Raw genomic sequence first — 14,777 nt, 5'->3', positions numbered from 1 at the left:
ACCCGTGCCCGGGTCGGCACCGACCGACCCGGGCCGTCCACTGTGGAGCATCAGGCGGCCGGCGGGGTGGCCCAGTCCAGCAGCCGCGCCGGGTTGGCCACCAGCACGGTGTGCACCAGCTCGGCACCGCCGGCCCGCTCCAGCCTGGGCACGAACCGGCGGGGCAGGTAGTCCAGCCCGGGCAGGCCGCCGTAGGCGCGGTAGCGGCGCCGCCGCGCCACGTCGCCACCCAGCAGCAGCCGCTGCGCCCCGCCCCGCTCGGCCGTGGCCACCAGGCAGTCCAGCACGACCGAGTCGGGCCACTCGCGGTGCCTGGCCATGCCGTCGTAGCCCAGGTAGGCACCGGCCGCGCACAGTTCGGCGTGCAGCCCGGGATCGGGGTTGCGGTCGGCGTGCGCCAGCACCACCCGGTTGGCCGCCACCCCGTGCCCGGCCAGCACCTCCAGCACCTCGAACGCGGCGCTGCCGTGCTCCAGGTGCACCATCACCGGCGCGTTGGTGGCCCGGTGGGCCGCGCCGGCCGCGGCCAGCACCCGGTGCTCGAACGGGGAGATCGACCAGTAGCCGATGCCCGCCTTGACCAGGCCGGCCCGCACCTGCGGCAGCACCCGCCCGGCCTGGTCGCGCGCGCCCTCGGTGAGTTCGGCGGTGAACAGCTCGGCCAGGTGCTCCTCGGTGCCGGCCAGCAGCGGGTGCTCGGCGGCGTAGTGCTCCTGCCGGTGCGCGCCCGTGGTGAGCACGATGTGCAGGCCGGTGTCGGCGGCGATCCGGGCCACCCCGGCCGGGTCGCGGCCCAGGCCGATCGGGGTGGCCTCGACCACGGCGTCCACGCCGGCCGCGCGCAGGCTGGCCGCCTCCTGCCCGCTGCGCCGCTCGTCGTCGAGTTCGTCGCCGGGCAGCAGCGGGGTGACCTGGAACAGGTGCTCGTGGTAGTCGGTGCGGCCCAGCGCGGCGGCCGGCACGTCCCCGAGCACCGTGCGGACGCTCACCGCACCGCCGCCGCGGCGGCGGCCAGCTCGTCCACGGTGGACGGGGTCAGGGTCAGACCGAACACCTCGGCGATCACCTGGGACCAGCCGTGGATGAAGTAGCGCCAGCCGTCCACCACGGTCAGCCCGCCGGCCTCCCGCGCGGCCAGCGCGGTGTGCAGGAACTCCAGGCTGCCCCGGTAGTTCAGCTCCCACACCACCGCGCCGGTGGGGAAGCGGGCGTGCGCGCCCAGCGGTGAGCCGGGGCGGTCCTTGCCCAGCCCGGTGGCGTTCACCACCAGGCTGCCCGAGGGCAGCGCGGCCAGCAGGTCGTCGGCCGGGCCGCGCACCACCTCGGTGCGCACCCGCGCGGTGTCCACCCCGCCCCGCTCCAGCACCGACACCAGCGCGGCCAGCCGGTCCGGGTCGGTGTCGGTGCACACGATCCGCGCCGGGGTGTCCGCGCGCCGCGCCAGGTACCACACGATCGCCGTGCCCGCGCCGCCCGCGCCCAGGCAGAGCAGCTCGCCGCCGGTGCGCGCGAAGTGGTCGGCGGCCAGGAACTCCTCGATGGCCAGGCCGGCGGTGATCGGGTCCTTGGCGTGCCCGACCAGCCGACCGTCCCGTTTGGACACCGAGGAGATCTCCCCGCACAGCGTGGCGAACTCGTCGAGTTCGTCGAACAGGTCGGCGGCGGCCTGGTACACGCCGATCTTGTGGGTGGTGATCAGCGCGCCCCAGTGGTCGGCGTCCCGGCGGATGCGCTCGATCACGTCCCGGTAGCGCGCGCGGTCGGCGTCCAGCGGCAGGTCGTAGCCGACCAGCCGGGCGGTGGGCAGCCCCAGCAGCCGCGCCCACTCCGGGAACACCCGGGTGATCGACGACTGCTGGGTGCTGACCCCCACGAACCCCATCACGGGCTGTGCGCTCATCCGGCTTCCTCCAGTTGCGGTGTCACGACGTTGTCGGGCCGGCGGCCGGCGAGGACGTCCAGCACCGCGCGGACCGCGCCCTGGCCCATCCGGTCCACCGCCTCCACGGTCTGCGCGCCCAGGTGCGGGGTGAGCACCACCCGGTCGCTCAGGTCGGCGGCCAGCAGCGGGCTGCCCGCACCGGCCGCCTCCCCGGCCAGGGTGTCCGCGGCGTAGGCGGCCAGCCGGCCGTCCCGCAGCGCCGCGGCCACCGCGTGCTCGTCCACCAGGTCGGCGCGCGCGGTGTTCACCACGATCAGCCCGGGCCGGACCCGGGCCAGCCAGTCCTCGTCCACGATCCGGGTGCCGCCGGGCGCGTGCAGGCTCACCGCGTCGGCCTGCTCGGCCACCTCGGCCAGGCTGGCCGGCCGCACCCCCAGCACCTCGTAGACCACCGGGTCCAGGTACGGGTCGCAGCCGAGCAGCCGGGTGCCGAACCCGGCGGCGCGGCGCACCACGCCCCGGCCGATCCGGCCCAGCCCCACCACGCCCAGGGTGAGCCGGCCCAGTTCCCGGCCGCGGCGCGGCTGCCACGAGCCCGCGCGCACCGCCCGGTCCCCGGCCGGCACCCCGCGCAGCGCGGCCAGCAGCAGGGCGATGGCCAGGTCGGCCACGGCGTCGCTGTTGGCGGCCGGCGTGTTGGTGACGGTGATGCCGCGCCGGGCCGCCGCGGTCAGGTCCACGCTGTCCACGCCCACGCCGTAGCGGGCCAGCACCCGCAGGCGGGGCGCGGCGGCCAGGTGCGCGTCGGTGACCGGCGCGGTGCCGGCGATCCAGGCCACCGCCTCGGCCAGCACCGGCGCCAGCTCGGCCAGCTCGTGCGTGGTGGACCCGCGCACCACGCGCAGGCCGGCGTCGGTCAGCTGCTGCTCGCAGGCCAGCGAGCCGCTGCCGAACGAGCGCGAGGTGACCACCACCACGGGGCTGCGGGTGCTCACCGGTCCCTCCTCTCGAACCACGGCTCCAGCCGCTGGTAGGCGTCCAGGAACACCTCGTGCCGGCGCTGGTAGTCGCGGTGCCGGTCGGCGTCCGGGGTGAACTCGGCGGTCACCTCGGACAGCTGGCGGGCCACCGCGAAGTCGTCGACCAGGCCGGCGCCCACGGCCGCGGTCACCGCCGCGCCCAGGCTGTTGGCCTCCTCCACGATGCTGCGCCGCCGCACGGTCGCGCCCCACACGTCGGCGAGGACCTGCAACCACAGGTCGCTGGCGGCGCCGCCGCCGATCGCGTCCACCCGGTCCACCGGGTGCCCCGCCTCGCGGAACGCCCGCACGCAGGTGGCCAGGTTGAACGCCACGCCCTCCAGCACCGCCCTGGTCAGGTGGGCCTGGGTGTGGTGGCGGGCCAGGCCGACGAAGCCCCCGGCCGCGGCCGCGTTCCAGTACGGCGAGCGCTCGCCGAGCAGGTGCGGCAGGAAGTACAGCCCGGCGGTGTCCACCTCGGCCGCCGCCCGGGTGAGGTCGGTGAACCGGCCGGGCTCGCGGCCGGGGCGCAGCACGTCGGCGGCCCACTCCAGGGACGCGCCGCCGGCCTGCATGGTGGCGGTCGGCACGTACCGGCCGGGCACCACGTGGTCGAAGGTCATGGTGCGCATGCCCGGGTCGTGCAGCGGCGCCGCCGCGGACACCGACACCCACGAGGAGGAGCCCAGGTAGGTGTAGGCGCCGTCGGTCGGGTCGAGCACGCCCGCGCCCAGCGCGGCCAGCGGGCCGTCCCCGCCGCCCAGCACCACCGGGGTGCCGGCCACCAGGCCGGTGGCCTCGGCCGCCGAGGCCAGCAGCGGGCCGACCACGGTGGTGGCCGGCACGATCGGCGGGAACAGCGCCGGGTCCAGCCCGGCCGCCGCCAGCACCTCGGCCGACCAGGTGCCGGCGGCCTGGTCGTAGGCGTTGGTGCTGGACGCGTCCGACGGGTCGGTGACCAGCGTGCCGGTCAGCCGGTGCACCACGTAGTCCTTGGCCAGGCAGACGTGCGCCACCCGGGCGAAGACCGCCGGCTCGTGCTCGCGCACCCAGCAGACCTTGGTCAGCGAGTAGGTGGGGTGCACGCGGTGGCCGAGCAGCCGGTAGGCGGCCTGCTCGCCGAGCGCGGTGTTGAGCGCGTCGGCCTGCGCGGCACTGCGGTGGTCCGCCCAGATCAGCGCCGGCCGCACCGGCCGGTGCGCCGCGTCCAGCAGCACCGCGCCCATCATCTGGCCGCTGAAGCCCACCGCGCGCACCTGGTGGGCCGGCGTGCCGGTGTGCTCCAGCAGCCGGCGGGTGGCCGTGCCGACCGCCGTCCACCAGTCGTCCGGGTTCTGCTCGGCCACCCCGCCCGGGCCGAAGTGGGTGTCGTAGGACTGGGTCACCGCCGCGACCAGCCGGCCGTCGTCGGTGTGCAGCGACGCCTTGTCGCCGGTGGTGCCCAGATCGTGCGCGATGATCACGACGCCGCCTCCGGTGCCGGCTGGCTCGGCTGCCCCGGGGTGGGCCCGGCCGGTCGGCGGGTGCGCAGGTTCTGCAGGTGCTCGGCGGCCACCGCGGCCAGGATCAGCACGCCGATGGCGATCTGCAGCCAGAACGGGTCGACGCCGAGCAGGGTGCCGCCGTTGTTGAGCAGGCCCACCACCAGCGCGCCGACCAGCGCGCCCAGGGCGGTGCCGCGCGCGCCGAACAGGCTGGCGCCGCCGATCACGCAGGCCGCGATGGCCTGCAGCTCGTAGCCGTCGCCCGCGGTGGGCACGCCGTTGCCCAGCCGGGAGGCCAGCAGCACCCCGGCGAACGCGGCCAGCAGCCCGGCCAGGGTGTAGGCGCTGACCTGCACCAGCCGCACCGGCACGCCGGTGAGCCGGGCCGACTCGGCGTTGGAGCCGATCGCGTACACGTAGCGGCCCCACACCGTGCGCCGCAGCAGCAGCCCGACGACCACGGTGACCAGCAGCATCAGCCAGATCAGGTTGGCCACGCCCAGGAACTCGCCGCCGGCCAGGGTGGCGAACCCCTCGGGCAGCGGCTGCACGGTGCGGCCCTGGGTGAGCAGCAGCGTGGTGCCCCGGGCGATGCCCATCATGCCCAGCGTCACGATGAACGGCGGCAGCTTGAGGAACGCCACCAGCAGCCCGTTGACCAGCCCGGCGACCGCGCCGACCAGCAGCGCCAGCAGCACACCCCACACGACGGGCAGCCCGCCGGTGGTCTCGAACATGGTCTTGGCCGCCACCACGCCGGCCAGCCCGACCACCGACCCGACCGACAGGTCGATGCCGGCGGTGAGGATGACCAGCAGCTCGGCCGCGGCCAGCACCGCGTAGATGGACACCTGCCGGCCAAGGTTGTCCAGGTTGGTCCCGGTCAAAAACGAGTCGGTGGCCAGGCTCAGCGCGAACGCGAGCAGCAGCAGCACGGGAATGCCGCCCAGCCCCTTGGCGAACACCTGGCTCAGCCGCAGGATCTCGCTGTCGTCGGGTTCGCGCCGAGCCCGCCTGGGCGTTTTCGGCGCGGTGGTGCTGACGTCCGTCATTGGACCTCCTCGGGGTGCGCCGCACCGGTGCCGGGCGCGCTGTTCGCATGACTGCTCGACGTGTCGCCGACCGGGCTGGCCAGCCGGAGCACGTCCTCCTCGGTGGCGGTGGCTGCGTCGAGTTCACCGGCCACGCGCTGCTCGCGGATCACCACGATCCGGTCGCACAGCCCCAGCAACTCGGGCAGGTAGGAGGACACCACGACCACGGCCAGCCCGGCCGCGGCCAGGTCGGCCACCACCTGGTAGATGTCGGCCTTGGCGCCCACGTCCACGCCCTTGGTCGGCTCGTCCAGCAGCAGCACCTTCGCGCCGGTGGCCCGCCACCGCGCCACCAGGGTCTTCTGCTGGTTGCCGCCGGACAGCGAGGACACCGGGTCGGACCACTCGCCGAACTTGACCCGCAGGCCCTCGGTGGCCGCGCGCACGTGCCGGCGCACCCGGCCCGGCCGGATCAGGCCCAGCGGGCTGATCCGGGGCAGGCTGGCCATGGCCACGTTCTCCTCGATGCTCAGGCCCAGCATCAGCCCGGACTCCTTGCGGTCCTCGGTGAGCAGGCCCAGCCCGGCCCTGGCCGCGGCCCGGGGCGTGCCGGTGTCCACCCGCTCGCCGTCCACCAGCACGGTGCCGGCCAGCTTCGGGTCGGCACCGAACACCGCGCGCAGCAGCTCGCTGCGGCCGGAGCCGAGCAGGCCGGCCAGCCCGACCACCTCGCCGGCGCGCACGGTCAGGTCCACCGGCTCGGGGAAGCCGACCGGCCGCAGCCCGCGCACCTCCAGGCGCACCGGGCCGGGCGTGGCCCGCTGGCCCGGGTAGAGGTTGGTGATGGTGCGACCCACCATCGCCTGGATCAGCGAGTCGTGGTCGAACTCCGCCATCGGCCGGGTGGTCACGTGCGTGCCGTCACGCAGCACGGTGACCCGGTCGCCGATGGCGAACATCTCCTCCAGCCGGTGGCTGACGTAGAGCACGGCGACGCCCTCGGCGCGCAGCGCCCGGATGCGCTCCAGCAGCTCGTCGGCCTCGGCCGTGGACAGCGCGGTGGTCGGCTCGTCGAAGATGACCAGCTTGGCGTCGTGCCCGAGCACCCTGGCGATCTCCACCAGCTGCCGGGTCGCCGTGGGCAGCTCACCGACCACGGTGGACAGGTCCAGCCCGCGCAGCCCGACCCGGTCGAGCATGCGCTCGGCCGCGGCGCGCTGCCCGCGCCGGTCCACCACCCCGGCCCGGTTCGGCAGCCGGCCCAGGCACAGGTTGTCGCCGACCGACAGGTCGGGCAGCAGGCTCAGTTCCTGGTAGACCACGCCGATCCCGGCGGCGCGCGCCTCGGCCGGGGTGAACCCGGTCCGCACCGGCGTGCCCGCGACGCGGTACTCGCCCTCGTCCCGGTTGACCGCGCCGGTGAGCACCTTGATCAGGGTCGACTTGCCCGCGCCGTTCTCCCCGGCCAGGCAGTGCACCTCGCCGGGCAGCACGTCCAGGTCGACCCCGGCCAGCGCGCGCACCGCGCGGTAGCTCTTGCCGACGCCCCGCAGGCTCACCACGGGGGTCGGGTTGGCCTCGCCCATGCCAGAACTCCTCAGCCCTTGGTCTTCGGCGGGTTGAGCAGCTGGGCGAACTCCGGACTGTCCACGGTGGACTTGTCGATGAGCACCGCGCCCGGGTCGAGCTTGACCGGCGGCGTGCTGCCGCGCACCGCCATGGCCGCCTCGACCACGCCCTGGTAGCCGAAGAAGAACGGGTTCTGCACCAGGATCGAGCTGAGCGTGCCGTCGCGCACCGCCGACACCTCGGCCGGGTCGGAGTCGAAGGCCACCGCCGCCACCCGGTCGGCCGCGCCGCGCTCGGCGATGGCCTTGGCCGCGCCCGTGCCCGAGGTGTTGTTGGCGGCGAACACCCCGGCCAGGTCCGGGATGGCGGTCAGCGCGTCGTTGACCTGGCCGACCGCCTTGTTCAGGTCGTTGTCGTTCACCGAGGTCTGCACGACCTGGGCGTTCGGGCAGCCCTGGGCCAGCCCGGCCTGGAAGCCGGTGAACCGGTCCACCAGCACCTGCTGGCCGGACACCGAGGTCTCGTGCAGGATCTTGCCGTCGGCCCGGCCGCGCTGGGTGAGCAGCTCGCACATCTTCTGGCCGGCCTGCTGGCCCGCCTTGACGTTGTCGGTGCCGATGAAGCCCTCCGAGCCGGTGGTGATCGCGTTGTCCACGGTGATCACCTTGATGCCGGCCTTGCGGGCCCGGTCCACCACGCCGTTGAGCGCGGTGGAGGAGTTCGAGGCGAGCACGATTCCCTTGGCACCGCGGGAGATCGCGTTCTCCACCAGGCTGACCTGACCGTCGATGTCGGTCTCCGAGGTGGGGCCGAACAGGCCGAGTTCGACGCCGAGGTCGTCACCCGCCTGCTGGGAACCGGCCAGCATGGACTGCCAGAACTCGGAGTCGGTGGCCTTGGTGATCACGTCGATCTTGGTGCCCACCACGGCGGCCTCGCCGCCGCCGGTGGCGCCACCGCCACCGAAGACGGCCTTGCCCGCGGTGAGTCCGGCGGCGACGGCGATCACCGTCAGGGTCGCGGCGACGCCTGGTGAGACAAAGCGGATGCGCGCCATTGCACTCCTCGATTCGGGGAACTGGCGGGGTCGGGGCCAACGGGGATCAGTTGCTGGTCAGGGGGTCGCGGTGAACGGCTCGAAGCGCGGCGTGGCGCCCTCGCCCCGGTACACCCGGTGGCCCATGCCGTTGGCCAGCACCCAGCCGTAGTCGTGGCCGGCGTTGCCCGGGTAGACGGCGAGGAACCGGTAGGGCTCGTCGCCGGTGTTCACGCTGCGGTGCGCCCAGCCCGGCGGGATATAGCCGATCACGCCCGGCGCCATGTCGATCCACTGTGGACGCTCGCCGTCGAACAGCAGCAGCCCGCCGGTGCCGGACAGGCCGAGGTAGATCTCGCCCTGCGGGTTGGGGTGCTGGTGCCCCTTGGTCATGTGGAACTCGCCGGCGACCGTGCCGGGCAGGATCGTGGTGATGGACTGGGGCAGTTCGCCCTCGGCCTCGGGCACCGGCGACGAGGCCACCTGGTAGACCACGGGGTCGCCGTCGGCCACGGCCGCCTCCCAGGCGGCGGTGTCGGCGAACAGGCCGGCCAGGTCGGACATGCGCCGGGTGAGCACCGGGCCCTCCGGGGACATGGTCCCCGTCTGGCCGTCGAAGGTGATCGACAGGGGCGAGATGGGTGGGGTGGCGAACGGCGGCACCAGAACCTCCTTGACGTGATGGGCGTACTGTCGTCCTGTAATGACAGGATGTCAAGACGGCTGCCGCAAGTTGTTATCGCAGGTCAGCACCTTTGCCCGAAAGTACCGGCGCACCGGACCGATTCAGTGCCCGCCGGTTCACCAGCTGCTGACCAGCACGCGCCGCTCCGCCCGCCGCGCACGCGGACCGGGTCAGCTCGCCCCCCGCCGCCGGCCGTCGCAGCCGTCGACCAGCCGGAACCGGCGTGCGAGGTCGTCAGCCAGCGCACCGGCGTCGCGGGCACCGTCGACGACGAGCACCGGCAGATCCACCGCGGCGGCCTGCCGGCGCAGCTCGGCGTCCCACAGCTCGTCGCGGCCGAGGCGGTTGGCGAGCGCTCGGGTGTGGTCGCCGTCCCCCCAGTTGGCGCGGGCCCGAGCCGGGTCGGCAAAGCGGATGCCGAGCGCGCGGCGCCGGAACTCGGGCGTGGGCAGGAGGAACACGGCCTGTCCGCGCCAGCTCAACAGCGGGGCGAGGTCGCGCGGCGAAACACCGAAGTAGTCCACCAGGACAGGGCGATCGGCGGGGAGCGCGAGCAGATCCTCGACCAGGAACTCGATCGTCTCGCCGTGCCGGCTGGCCATCGCGGTGAACTGGTCCTCGGCGGTGAGCTGGCTCCGCTGCTCGCGGCTGAGCCCCGCCGCCGCCCACAGGCGCGGGTGTCGATCGGGCGTGCACCGGCTGACCCAGTCGTGCTCGGCCCGGTCACCGTCGTAGCTGGACACGCCGAATCGTTCGGCCAGGATCCGGGCGACCGTGCTTTTGCCCGCACCCGTGCCGCCGGCGAGCCAGCGGACGTGCGCGAGCCGGCGAGCGAGGTCGGTGGCGGTGCTACCGCGAGCGTCGAGCATTCCCACGGGAAGCAGTGTCACCGCCCGGGCCACCGGCGAACAGTCCTGTCCGCCACCAACCGCCGAGAACAGGCGCTCACTCCGGTGGATCGGCGGTCACCTCGCCGCGGGCCACCGGGTCGGGCTCGTCGGTGTGCACCAGCATGCCGGGCACGGGCGCGGGCCGGCGGGTGTGCCGGCGCAGGTGCACCTGGAAGCGGCTGCGATCGCCCCGGTGGTAGGCGATGAAGTGCTCCACCGGCCGCCCCTCGGTGTTCCACGCGGTGCTGCGCAGCAACAGCACCGGGTCGCGGGGCCGCAGGCCCAGCGCGTCCGCGATGGCCGGGCTGGCCGGCACCGCCTCCACCAGCCGCCGCCCGTGGTCCAGCTCCACGCCGTACTTGTCCTCCAGCAGCCCGTACAGCGACTGCTCGCCCAGGTTCTCGGTCAACAACCCCGGGGCCACGTCCGGCGGCAGGTACGTGCGCGCCAGCACCCACGGCTCGCCGTTGGCGTAGCGCAGCCGCTCCAGGCAGAGCACCGGGGCGCCCTCGGCCAGGTCGAGTTCGGCGGCCACCTCGGCCGGCGCGGGCACCAGCTCCTGCTGGCGCACCACGCTGCGCAGCGTGCCGCCCCGCGCGGTCACGTCCTCGTAGAGCCCGGTCAGCGACTGGAACAGCGACTCGTCCACCTTGCGCACGGCGGCGAACGTGCCCTGCCCCTTGCGGCGCACGATCCGCCCCTCGGCCTCCAGTTCGTCCAGGGCCTGGCGCACCACCGTGCGCGAGACGCCGTAGCGCTCGCACAGCGCCACCTCGCCCGGCAGTCGGGTGCCGGCCGCCCACTCGTGCTCAAGCCGCGCGATCAGCAACTGCTTGAGCTGGGCGTAGAAGGGCAGCGGCGACTGCCGGTCGATGCGATCCGCGCTCACCCTCGAATGCTAACCCAGCACCCCCGCTCAGGTAATCCTGTCCGGACAACCTGGGGCACTGGCTGTGGCGACCTCGCGGCCGCCACAGCGGTCGGTCGCGCTCAGCCGTGGTAGTGGAGCTGCCCGCGGAAGGCGGGCCCGGTCGGGCTGCCGCAGCGCTGCTCGAAGCTGGCTTCGAGGGCGACCAGCCGGTTGTCCGCGTCCCGCTCGATCACGTCGACGGTGAACTCACCGTAGTCGACCCCGCAGCCGAAACCGTTGGAGACGACCGCGATCCCCGGGCTGTCCGGGTGGTGCTCCGGGTTGCGCGCGTCCCGGTAGACGCCAGGCTGGAGCGGAGCGCCGCCGGGCCCACTCAACTCCACCCGGATGTAGTCGAAGCCGTTGTCGGTCTCCCCGTCCAGCGTGACGACGTTGTCGTGCTCCCACACGCGAACCTCGGCGTCGGGCGCCGCCCAGTGCCCGCTGCGGTCCGCCACCGGGTGCGCCCCGGCCTCGGCGCTGAAGTCGAAACTCGCCGCCGCCGTCGTCGCGGCGCCCGCGCTCGTCGCGGTCGCCGCGGCCAGCACCGCGATGGCCGGCAGCACCGTCAGGGCACGCTGGAACCCCTGTGTCAGCCTGGTGTTCATCAATCCCCTCTCAAAGGCCCGCAGCCGAGCCTGGCAGGAGACCACCGGCTGTTCAGCCGCTGAACGGCGCAAGGGCACCGATCCGCGGTGGGACCCCGGTCACAGCGGATCCAGCGCCTCCAATCAGTTCACTGTGGACGGTGGCGTTCGGGTCAGGCGGCCCAGGCGCTGATGGCCTCGGTGAACCGGGACCGCAGATCACTGGCGCCCGGCAGGTTCGGGTGCCTGCCCAACGCTTTCCGCACCTCGACCAGGTCGTCGTGGGCGCGGCGGGACTTCAGCGGCGCCCCGGCGTCGAGCGCCTGTTCCGCGTACGCGATCCCCTGGCCGGCGTCACCGACGGTCAGTTCGAGCACCGCCAACTTGCCGAGGGAGAACGCCCGTGCGCGGGCCTGGGCCGCCGAGTAGCCCGCCACCGACTGCCGCAGCCGGCGGCGCGCGTCGTCGACGTGCCTGCCAGCCAGGGCCACGTCGAGTAAGGCGTGTCCGGTGTCGCCGGCCAGGTCGGCCGCGTTGAAGTAGGTGATCCAGGGCGGGTCCTCGCTCGGCTTCTGGCTGCTGAAGTGGTCTTCGGCCGTCAGCACCGCGGCGTAGCAGTCCTCACCGCGGTTGACCTTCGCCAGGGTCCGGGCGCGGACCGTGGACAGCATGGCGCGCACGGTGGGCGTCTGCCGGTCCTGCCGCACCTGGGCCAACTCGATCAGGCTCAACCCGTCGTCGGGCCGCCCGAGGTAGACCTCCTGCCGGGCCATGTCCGACAGCACGTTGGCGCGCAGACCCCAGTCGCCGGCCTGTTCCGCGCAGTGCAGCGCGAGCCGGAAGTACTGGCGCGCCGTGTCGTGGTGGCCGGCGTCGAAGGCGCCCCAGCCGGCCACGTCGGCGAGGAAGCCGACCGAGCGGTGCAGATCGTTGCGCACCTGGTCGGTGGCCCTGGCGTTGAGCAGTTGCGTCGCCCACCGCACCTGGCCGGCGAGCGCGTCCCGGCAGACGCCGCCGCCGTACAGGTCCTGCCACTCCCCGAACAGGGTGATCGCGTGGTCCACCTGGCGGACGTCGGTCGCTCCCACCCGCGCCGGAGCGTCACCGGTGGCCGCGCGACCAACCGCCTCGGCCACCGGGCTGCCCGCGGCCACACCGGCCACGGTGGCGGTCAGTGCGCGAAGGAACGCTTGTCTCCTCACGTCGTCACTCCCTTGAGTTACCACGGATGGATCGCGGGCGACGGTAGCCGCCTTGTTCCGCGTCGAGTAGAAGCCGAGATCGATGTCCGTGCTCGCGCCGGTCACCTCTCGGAGCGCGCGGCGGTAGTGCTTGTTGGGCCAGGTGTGCAACCCGCGTTCGAGCTTGCTGATGTAGTCCGCGTCCATCGCGCCCGGCGTGCCCGTGTTGCGTTCCACCTGCGCGTTCGCCAGTTCGGCCAGGCCCTCCTGGGTCAACCCGACGGCACCGCGTGCGGCTGCGAGTCGGCGGTTCGGCTCAGCAGACACAGTCACCTCTCCGTGATCGGTCCTGCTCGGAGAGTAGTGCCAGTCGGGCTGGGCGAACCGAGCTTCTGGTCAACCCTCCGACCAATCCTCCGGGTAGCGCTCCGCGCCCGTCTCCGGGTCGTCCAGCCGGCGAACCGGCTGCGTGCTCTCCGTTCCCCTGCACGGCCCGCATGGGGAAGCGTGGGTCGGGCAGGGCGGGCGGCTGGTCCCCGACAGGTCGCCTGTCCCGCGTTCCCGGCAGGGTCAGGGGAGGGGCGGACGGCGTGCGGGGGCGCCGGCCGGTTGGGCAGGAAACGATGACGAACAACGAGACCGCGGCCGCGGCGTCGGCCGAACCCCGTGCCGCGCTGGCCGCCTCACGTCCCCGGTCCCCGCTGGGCAGGCCAGCCTCACCGGCACGCGGCGGCTGCCGGTGGTGTCCGGCGCGGCCGCTGTGCGGGTGGCTGGACCGGTTGACGGGGGCTGCCGGTGAACGCCGTTGACCAGGGGCTGCGCGCCCTGATCGCACGCGGGTTCCGGTTCCAACACCTCACCGACGAGGACGGGTACGTGACCGTGATCATCGGCTCCTACGGGTGGCCGGAGTGCTACGACCGCATCCACATCCACGGTGAGGGCGAAGCCGCGGCCGCGCGTGCTCTGCTGGCGTCCCGACCCGGCGTTGACGAGGTGGTCTGGACCTACCAGGGTGACGTGGTGTCCACCGTGCGCGCCCTGCTGGAGATACCCCGACCGCACGAGCCGGGCGCGCCCCACCTGGCCCGCCGCGCACCGCTCGGGCTGTGGTTGCCCGACCTCCGACCCGCGCGCACCAGGCTGCCCAGCACCAGCCACGAGTGAGGTGCGCCCAGCCCGCCCACCCGGCCACGACGAGGGAAGCCCATGACAACGCACCACGACCGCGGCCGGCGCGGCGACACCACCGTGCTGCTGATCCACGGAGGGCTGTGGGAACCCGGCATGGATGCCAACCGGTTCTGGACGGTGCCCGGAATCACCGCCGGCATCGAGCGCGCGGGCTTTTCGGTGTTGGCACCGAACCGCCTCCACCAGCCACCGAACTGGGACGCCGAGGTCGAACACCTCGCCGGGATGCTGCCCGCGCGGCCCGTTGTCGTGGTGGCCGGGTCGAACGGGTGCTCGGTCGCCATCCGCCTCGCGCTGACCCGGCCACGCCAGGTCGCCCGGTTGCTGCTGGGCTGGCCCGCGACAGCCGGAGACGCCAGGGTGGACTCGCACACCCGAGCCAGTCTGAGCACGCTCGGCGCCTCGCCCGGCACCGTTCACGCGTTGTTGGCCGGACAGACCGTGCGGGGCGTCACCGACACCGAGCTGGCCACGCTCAGCACACCGGTCGCCGTGCTCCCCGCGGTTCCGGCGAACGCCTTCCACCAACGGCACACCGTTGACGCGCTCCGCCGGCTCCTCCCGCACAGCGTGGAACTGCCGGGCTGTCCGGAACCACCCCGCCGGGACTTCCAGCTCCACCTGGATCGCTTCCTCGCCGCGGTCACCGCGTTCGCCGACGCGTGAGGCCGGGCGCCTTCGCGCCGGTGGTCGCGGTGGCGAGTCGCCGCCGCCCGTCGTCCGAGCCCTCGACATACTGCGTGGCGTGGCCGTGACACAACAACTCGTCAGGGTTTCCGCCGCGCGACTGGCGGCGTGCCGAACGTCCGTGGCGGAGCTGCACAAGCTGTGCTCGTACCGGTCAGCGCCGCGGTCGGACCACCTGGACCTGGACTGGTGGCCGGTGGTGTTGCGGCGGCTCGGCGAACCACCTGAGCACGCCCACCTGTCGGTGTTGCGCCGTGCGTTCGACGGCCACGACGAGGTCAATCCCGCCTACCGCGACCATCCCACCACCGTGTGGGAACACCCGGTCACCGCGCTGGAGCCGGACGCGGTCGGTGTGCTCGCCGCAGAGCTGTGCGGCGTGACACCCCAGGACGTTGGCGCCGCCGCGGTGCTCTCGGGGCGGGCTGACACCGGCTTTGCCGGGCTGGAGCCGGAAACCGTGACGGAGCACGTGGTTCGGGCGTTCGGCGTGTTGCGGGACTTCTACGCCGAGGCAGCCAGCCGCCGGATGGCGGTCGTGTTGTGGTGGGACTGAACCGGCTGCCGGGGCCGCTTGCGGCGGGGTGGTGATGCCGGAAGCGGCCCCAGCGCGGAACCG

15 protein-coding genes are annotated in these 14,777 nt (G+C 73.9%); 3 read left to right on the top strand and 12 right to left on the bottom strand.

The genetic code is table 11. The features are described 5' to 3' along the window. Positions 1 to 50: 50 nt before the first annotated feature. The 12 genes from LX83_RS03610 to LX83_RS03555 all read right to left on the bottom strand — a co-directional run bounded on the left by LX83_RS03610 (position 51) and on the right by LX83_RS03555 (position 12,553). Entirely contained in the window at positions 51 to 989 is a 939-nt protein-coding gene (locus tag LX83_RS03610; RefSeq protein WP_253766887.1) for a phosphotriesterase family protein, read from the bottom strand. After that, the gene (locus LX83_RS03605; protein ID WP_253766885.1) at positions 986 to 1,900 is read right to left on the bottom strand and encodes a shikimate dehydrogenase family protein; all 915 of its coding nucleotides are present in this window, start codon (positions 1,898 to 1,900) and stop codon (positions 986 to 988) included. The genes LX83_RS03610 and LX83_RS03605 overlap by 4 nt, the downstream gene beginning before the upstream one ends. Further along, the gene (locus LX83_RS03600) at positions 1,897 to 2,877 is read right to left on the bottom strand and encodes an NAD(P)-dependent oxidoreductase (protein ID WP_253766883.1); all 981 of its coding nucleotides are present in this window, start codon (positions 2,875 to 2,877) and stop codon (positions 1,897 to 1,899) included. Before LX83_RS03600 ends, LX83_RS03605 begins: the two co-directional genes overlap by 4 nt. Beyond that, on the bottom strand, positions 2,874 to 4,364 hold the full coding sequence (xylB, locus tag LX83_RS03595; RefSeq protein WP_253766881.1) for a xylulokinase: 1,491 nt from the start codon (positions 4,362 to 4,364) through the stop codon (positions 2,874 to 2,876). Before xylB ends, LX83_RS03600 begins: the two co-directional genes overlap by 4 nt. Beyond that, positions 4,361 to 5,437, bottom strand: coding sequence for an ABC transporter permease (locus tag LX83_RS03590; RefSeq protein WP_253766879.1), 1,077 nt, complete (start codon positions 5,435 to 5,437; stop codon positions 4,361 to 4,363). Before LX83_RS03590 ends, xylB begins: the two co-directional genes overlap by 4 nt. Continuing rightward, positions 5,434 to 7,005, bottom strand: a complete 1,572-nt coding sequence (locus LX83_RS03585) for a sugar ABC transporter ATP-binding protein (protein WP_253766877.1) — start codon at positions 7,003 to 7,005, stop codon at positions 5,434 to 5,436. The genes LX83_RS03590 and LX83_RS03585 overlap by 4 nt, the downstream gene beginning before the upstream one ends. Before the next feature lie 11 nt (positions 7,006 to 7,016). Next, on the bottom strand, positions 7,017 to 8,045 hold the full coding sequence (locus LX83_RS03580; RefSeq protein ID WP_253766875.1) for an ABC transporter substrate-binding protein: 1,029 nt from the start codon (positions 8,043 to 8,045) through the stop codon (positions 7,017 to 7,019). A gap of 57 nt (positions 8,046 to 8,102) precedes the next feature. Then, positions 8,103 to 8,687: a glucose-6-phosphate isomerase family protein gene (locus LX83_RS03575; RefSeq protein ID WP_253766873.1), complete on the bottom strand. Its 585-nt coding sequence runs from the start codon at positions 8,685 to 8,687 to the stop codon at positions 8,103 to 8,105. A 192-nt stretch (positions 8,688 to 8,879) separates the two neighbouring features. Beyond that, a complete protein-coding gene (locus LX83_RS03570) occupies positions 8,880 to 9,584 on the bottom strand; it encodes a nucleoside/nucleotide kinase family protein (protein ID WP_253766871.1) in 705 nt (234 codons plus the stop codon). Between the two features lie 70 nt (positions 9,585 to 9,654). Further along, on the bottom strand, positions 9,655 to 10,488 hold the full coding sequence (locus LX83_RS03565; RefSeq protein ID WP_253766869.1) for a GntR family transcriptional regulator: 834 nt from the start codon (positions 10,486 to 10,488) through the stop codon (positions 9,655 to 9,657). Between the two features lie 101 nt (positions 10,489 to 10,589). Next, on the bottom strand, positions 10,590 to 11,117 hold the full coding sequence (locus tag LX83_RS03560) for a hypothetical protein (RefSeq protein ID WP_253766867.1): 528 nt from the start codon (positions 11,115 to 11,117) through the stop codon (positions 10,590 to 10,592). Between the two features lie 152 nt (positions 11,118 to 11,269). Then, complete coding sequence (locus LX83_RS03555) at positions 11,270 to 12,553, bottom strand: XRE family transcriptional regulator (protein WP_253766865.1); 1,284 nt, start codon at positions 12,551 to 12,553, stop codon at positions 11,270 to 11,272. A gap of 519 nt (positions 12,554 to 13,072) precedes the next feature. On the opposite strand from LX83_RS03555, the gene LX83_RS03550 reads away from it, so the two are divergent. The 3 genes from LX83_RS03550 (at position 13,073) to LX83_RS03540 (ending at position 14,714) form a co-directional block, all read left to right on the top strand. Further along, a complete protein-coding gene (locus LX83_RS03550) occupies positions 13,073 to 13,444 on the top strand; it encodes a hypothetical protein (protein WP_253766863.1) in 372 nt (123 codons plus the stop codon). A 42-nt stretch (positions 13,445 to 13,486) separates the two neighbouring features. Then, complete coding sequence (locus LX83_RS03545) at positions 13,487 to 14,137, top strand: alpha/beta fold hydrolase (protein WP_253766861.1); 651 nt, start codon at positions 13,487 to 13,489, stop codon at positions 14,135 to 14,137. A gap of 79 nt (positions 14,138 to 14,216) precedes the next feature. After that, positions 14,217 to 14,714, top strand: a complete 498-nt coding sequence (locus LX83_RS03540) for a hypothetical protein (protein ID WP_253766859.1) — start codon at positions 14,217 to 14,219, stop codon at positions 14,712 to 14,714. The last annotated feature ends 63 nt before the right edge of the window (positions 14,715 to 14,777 follow it).

The sequence above is a fragment of the Goodfellowiella coeruleoviolacea genome (assembly GCF_024171785.1).
Lineage (GTDB): Bacteria > Actinomycetota > Actinomycetes > Mycobacteriales > Pseudonocardiaceae > Goodfellowiella > Goodfellowiella coeruleoviolacea.
This window is presented reverse-complemented; position numbering and strand designations above follow the sequence as displayed.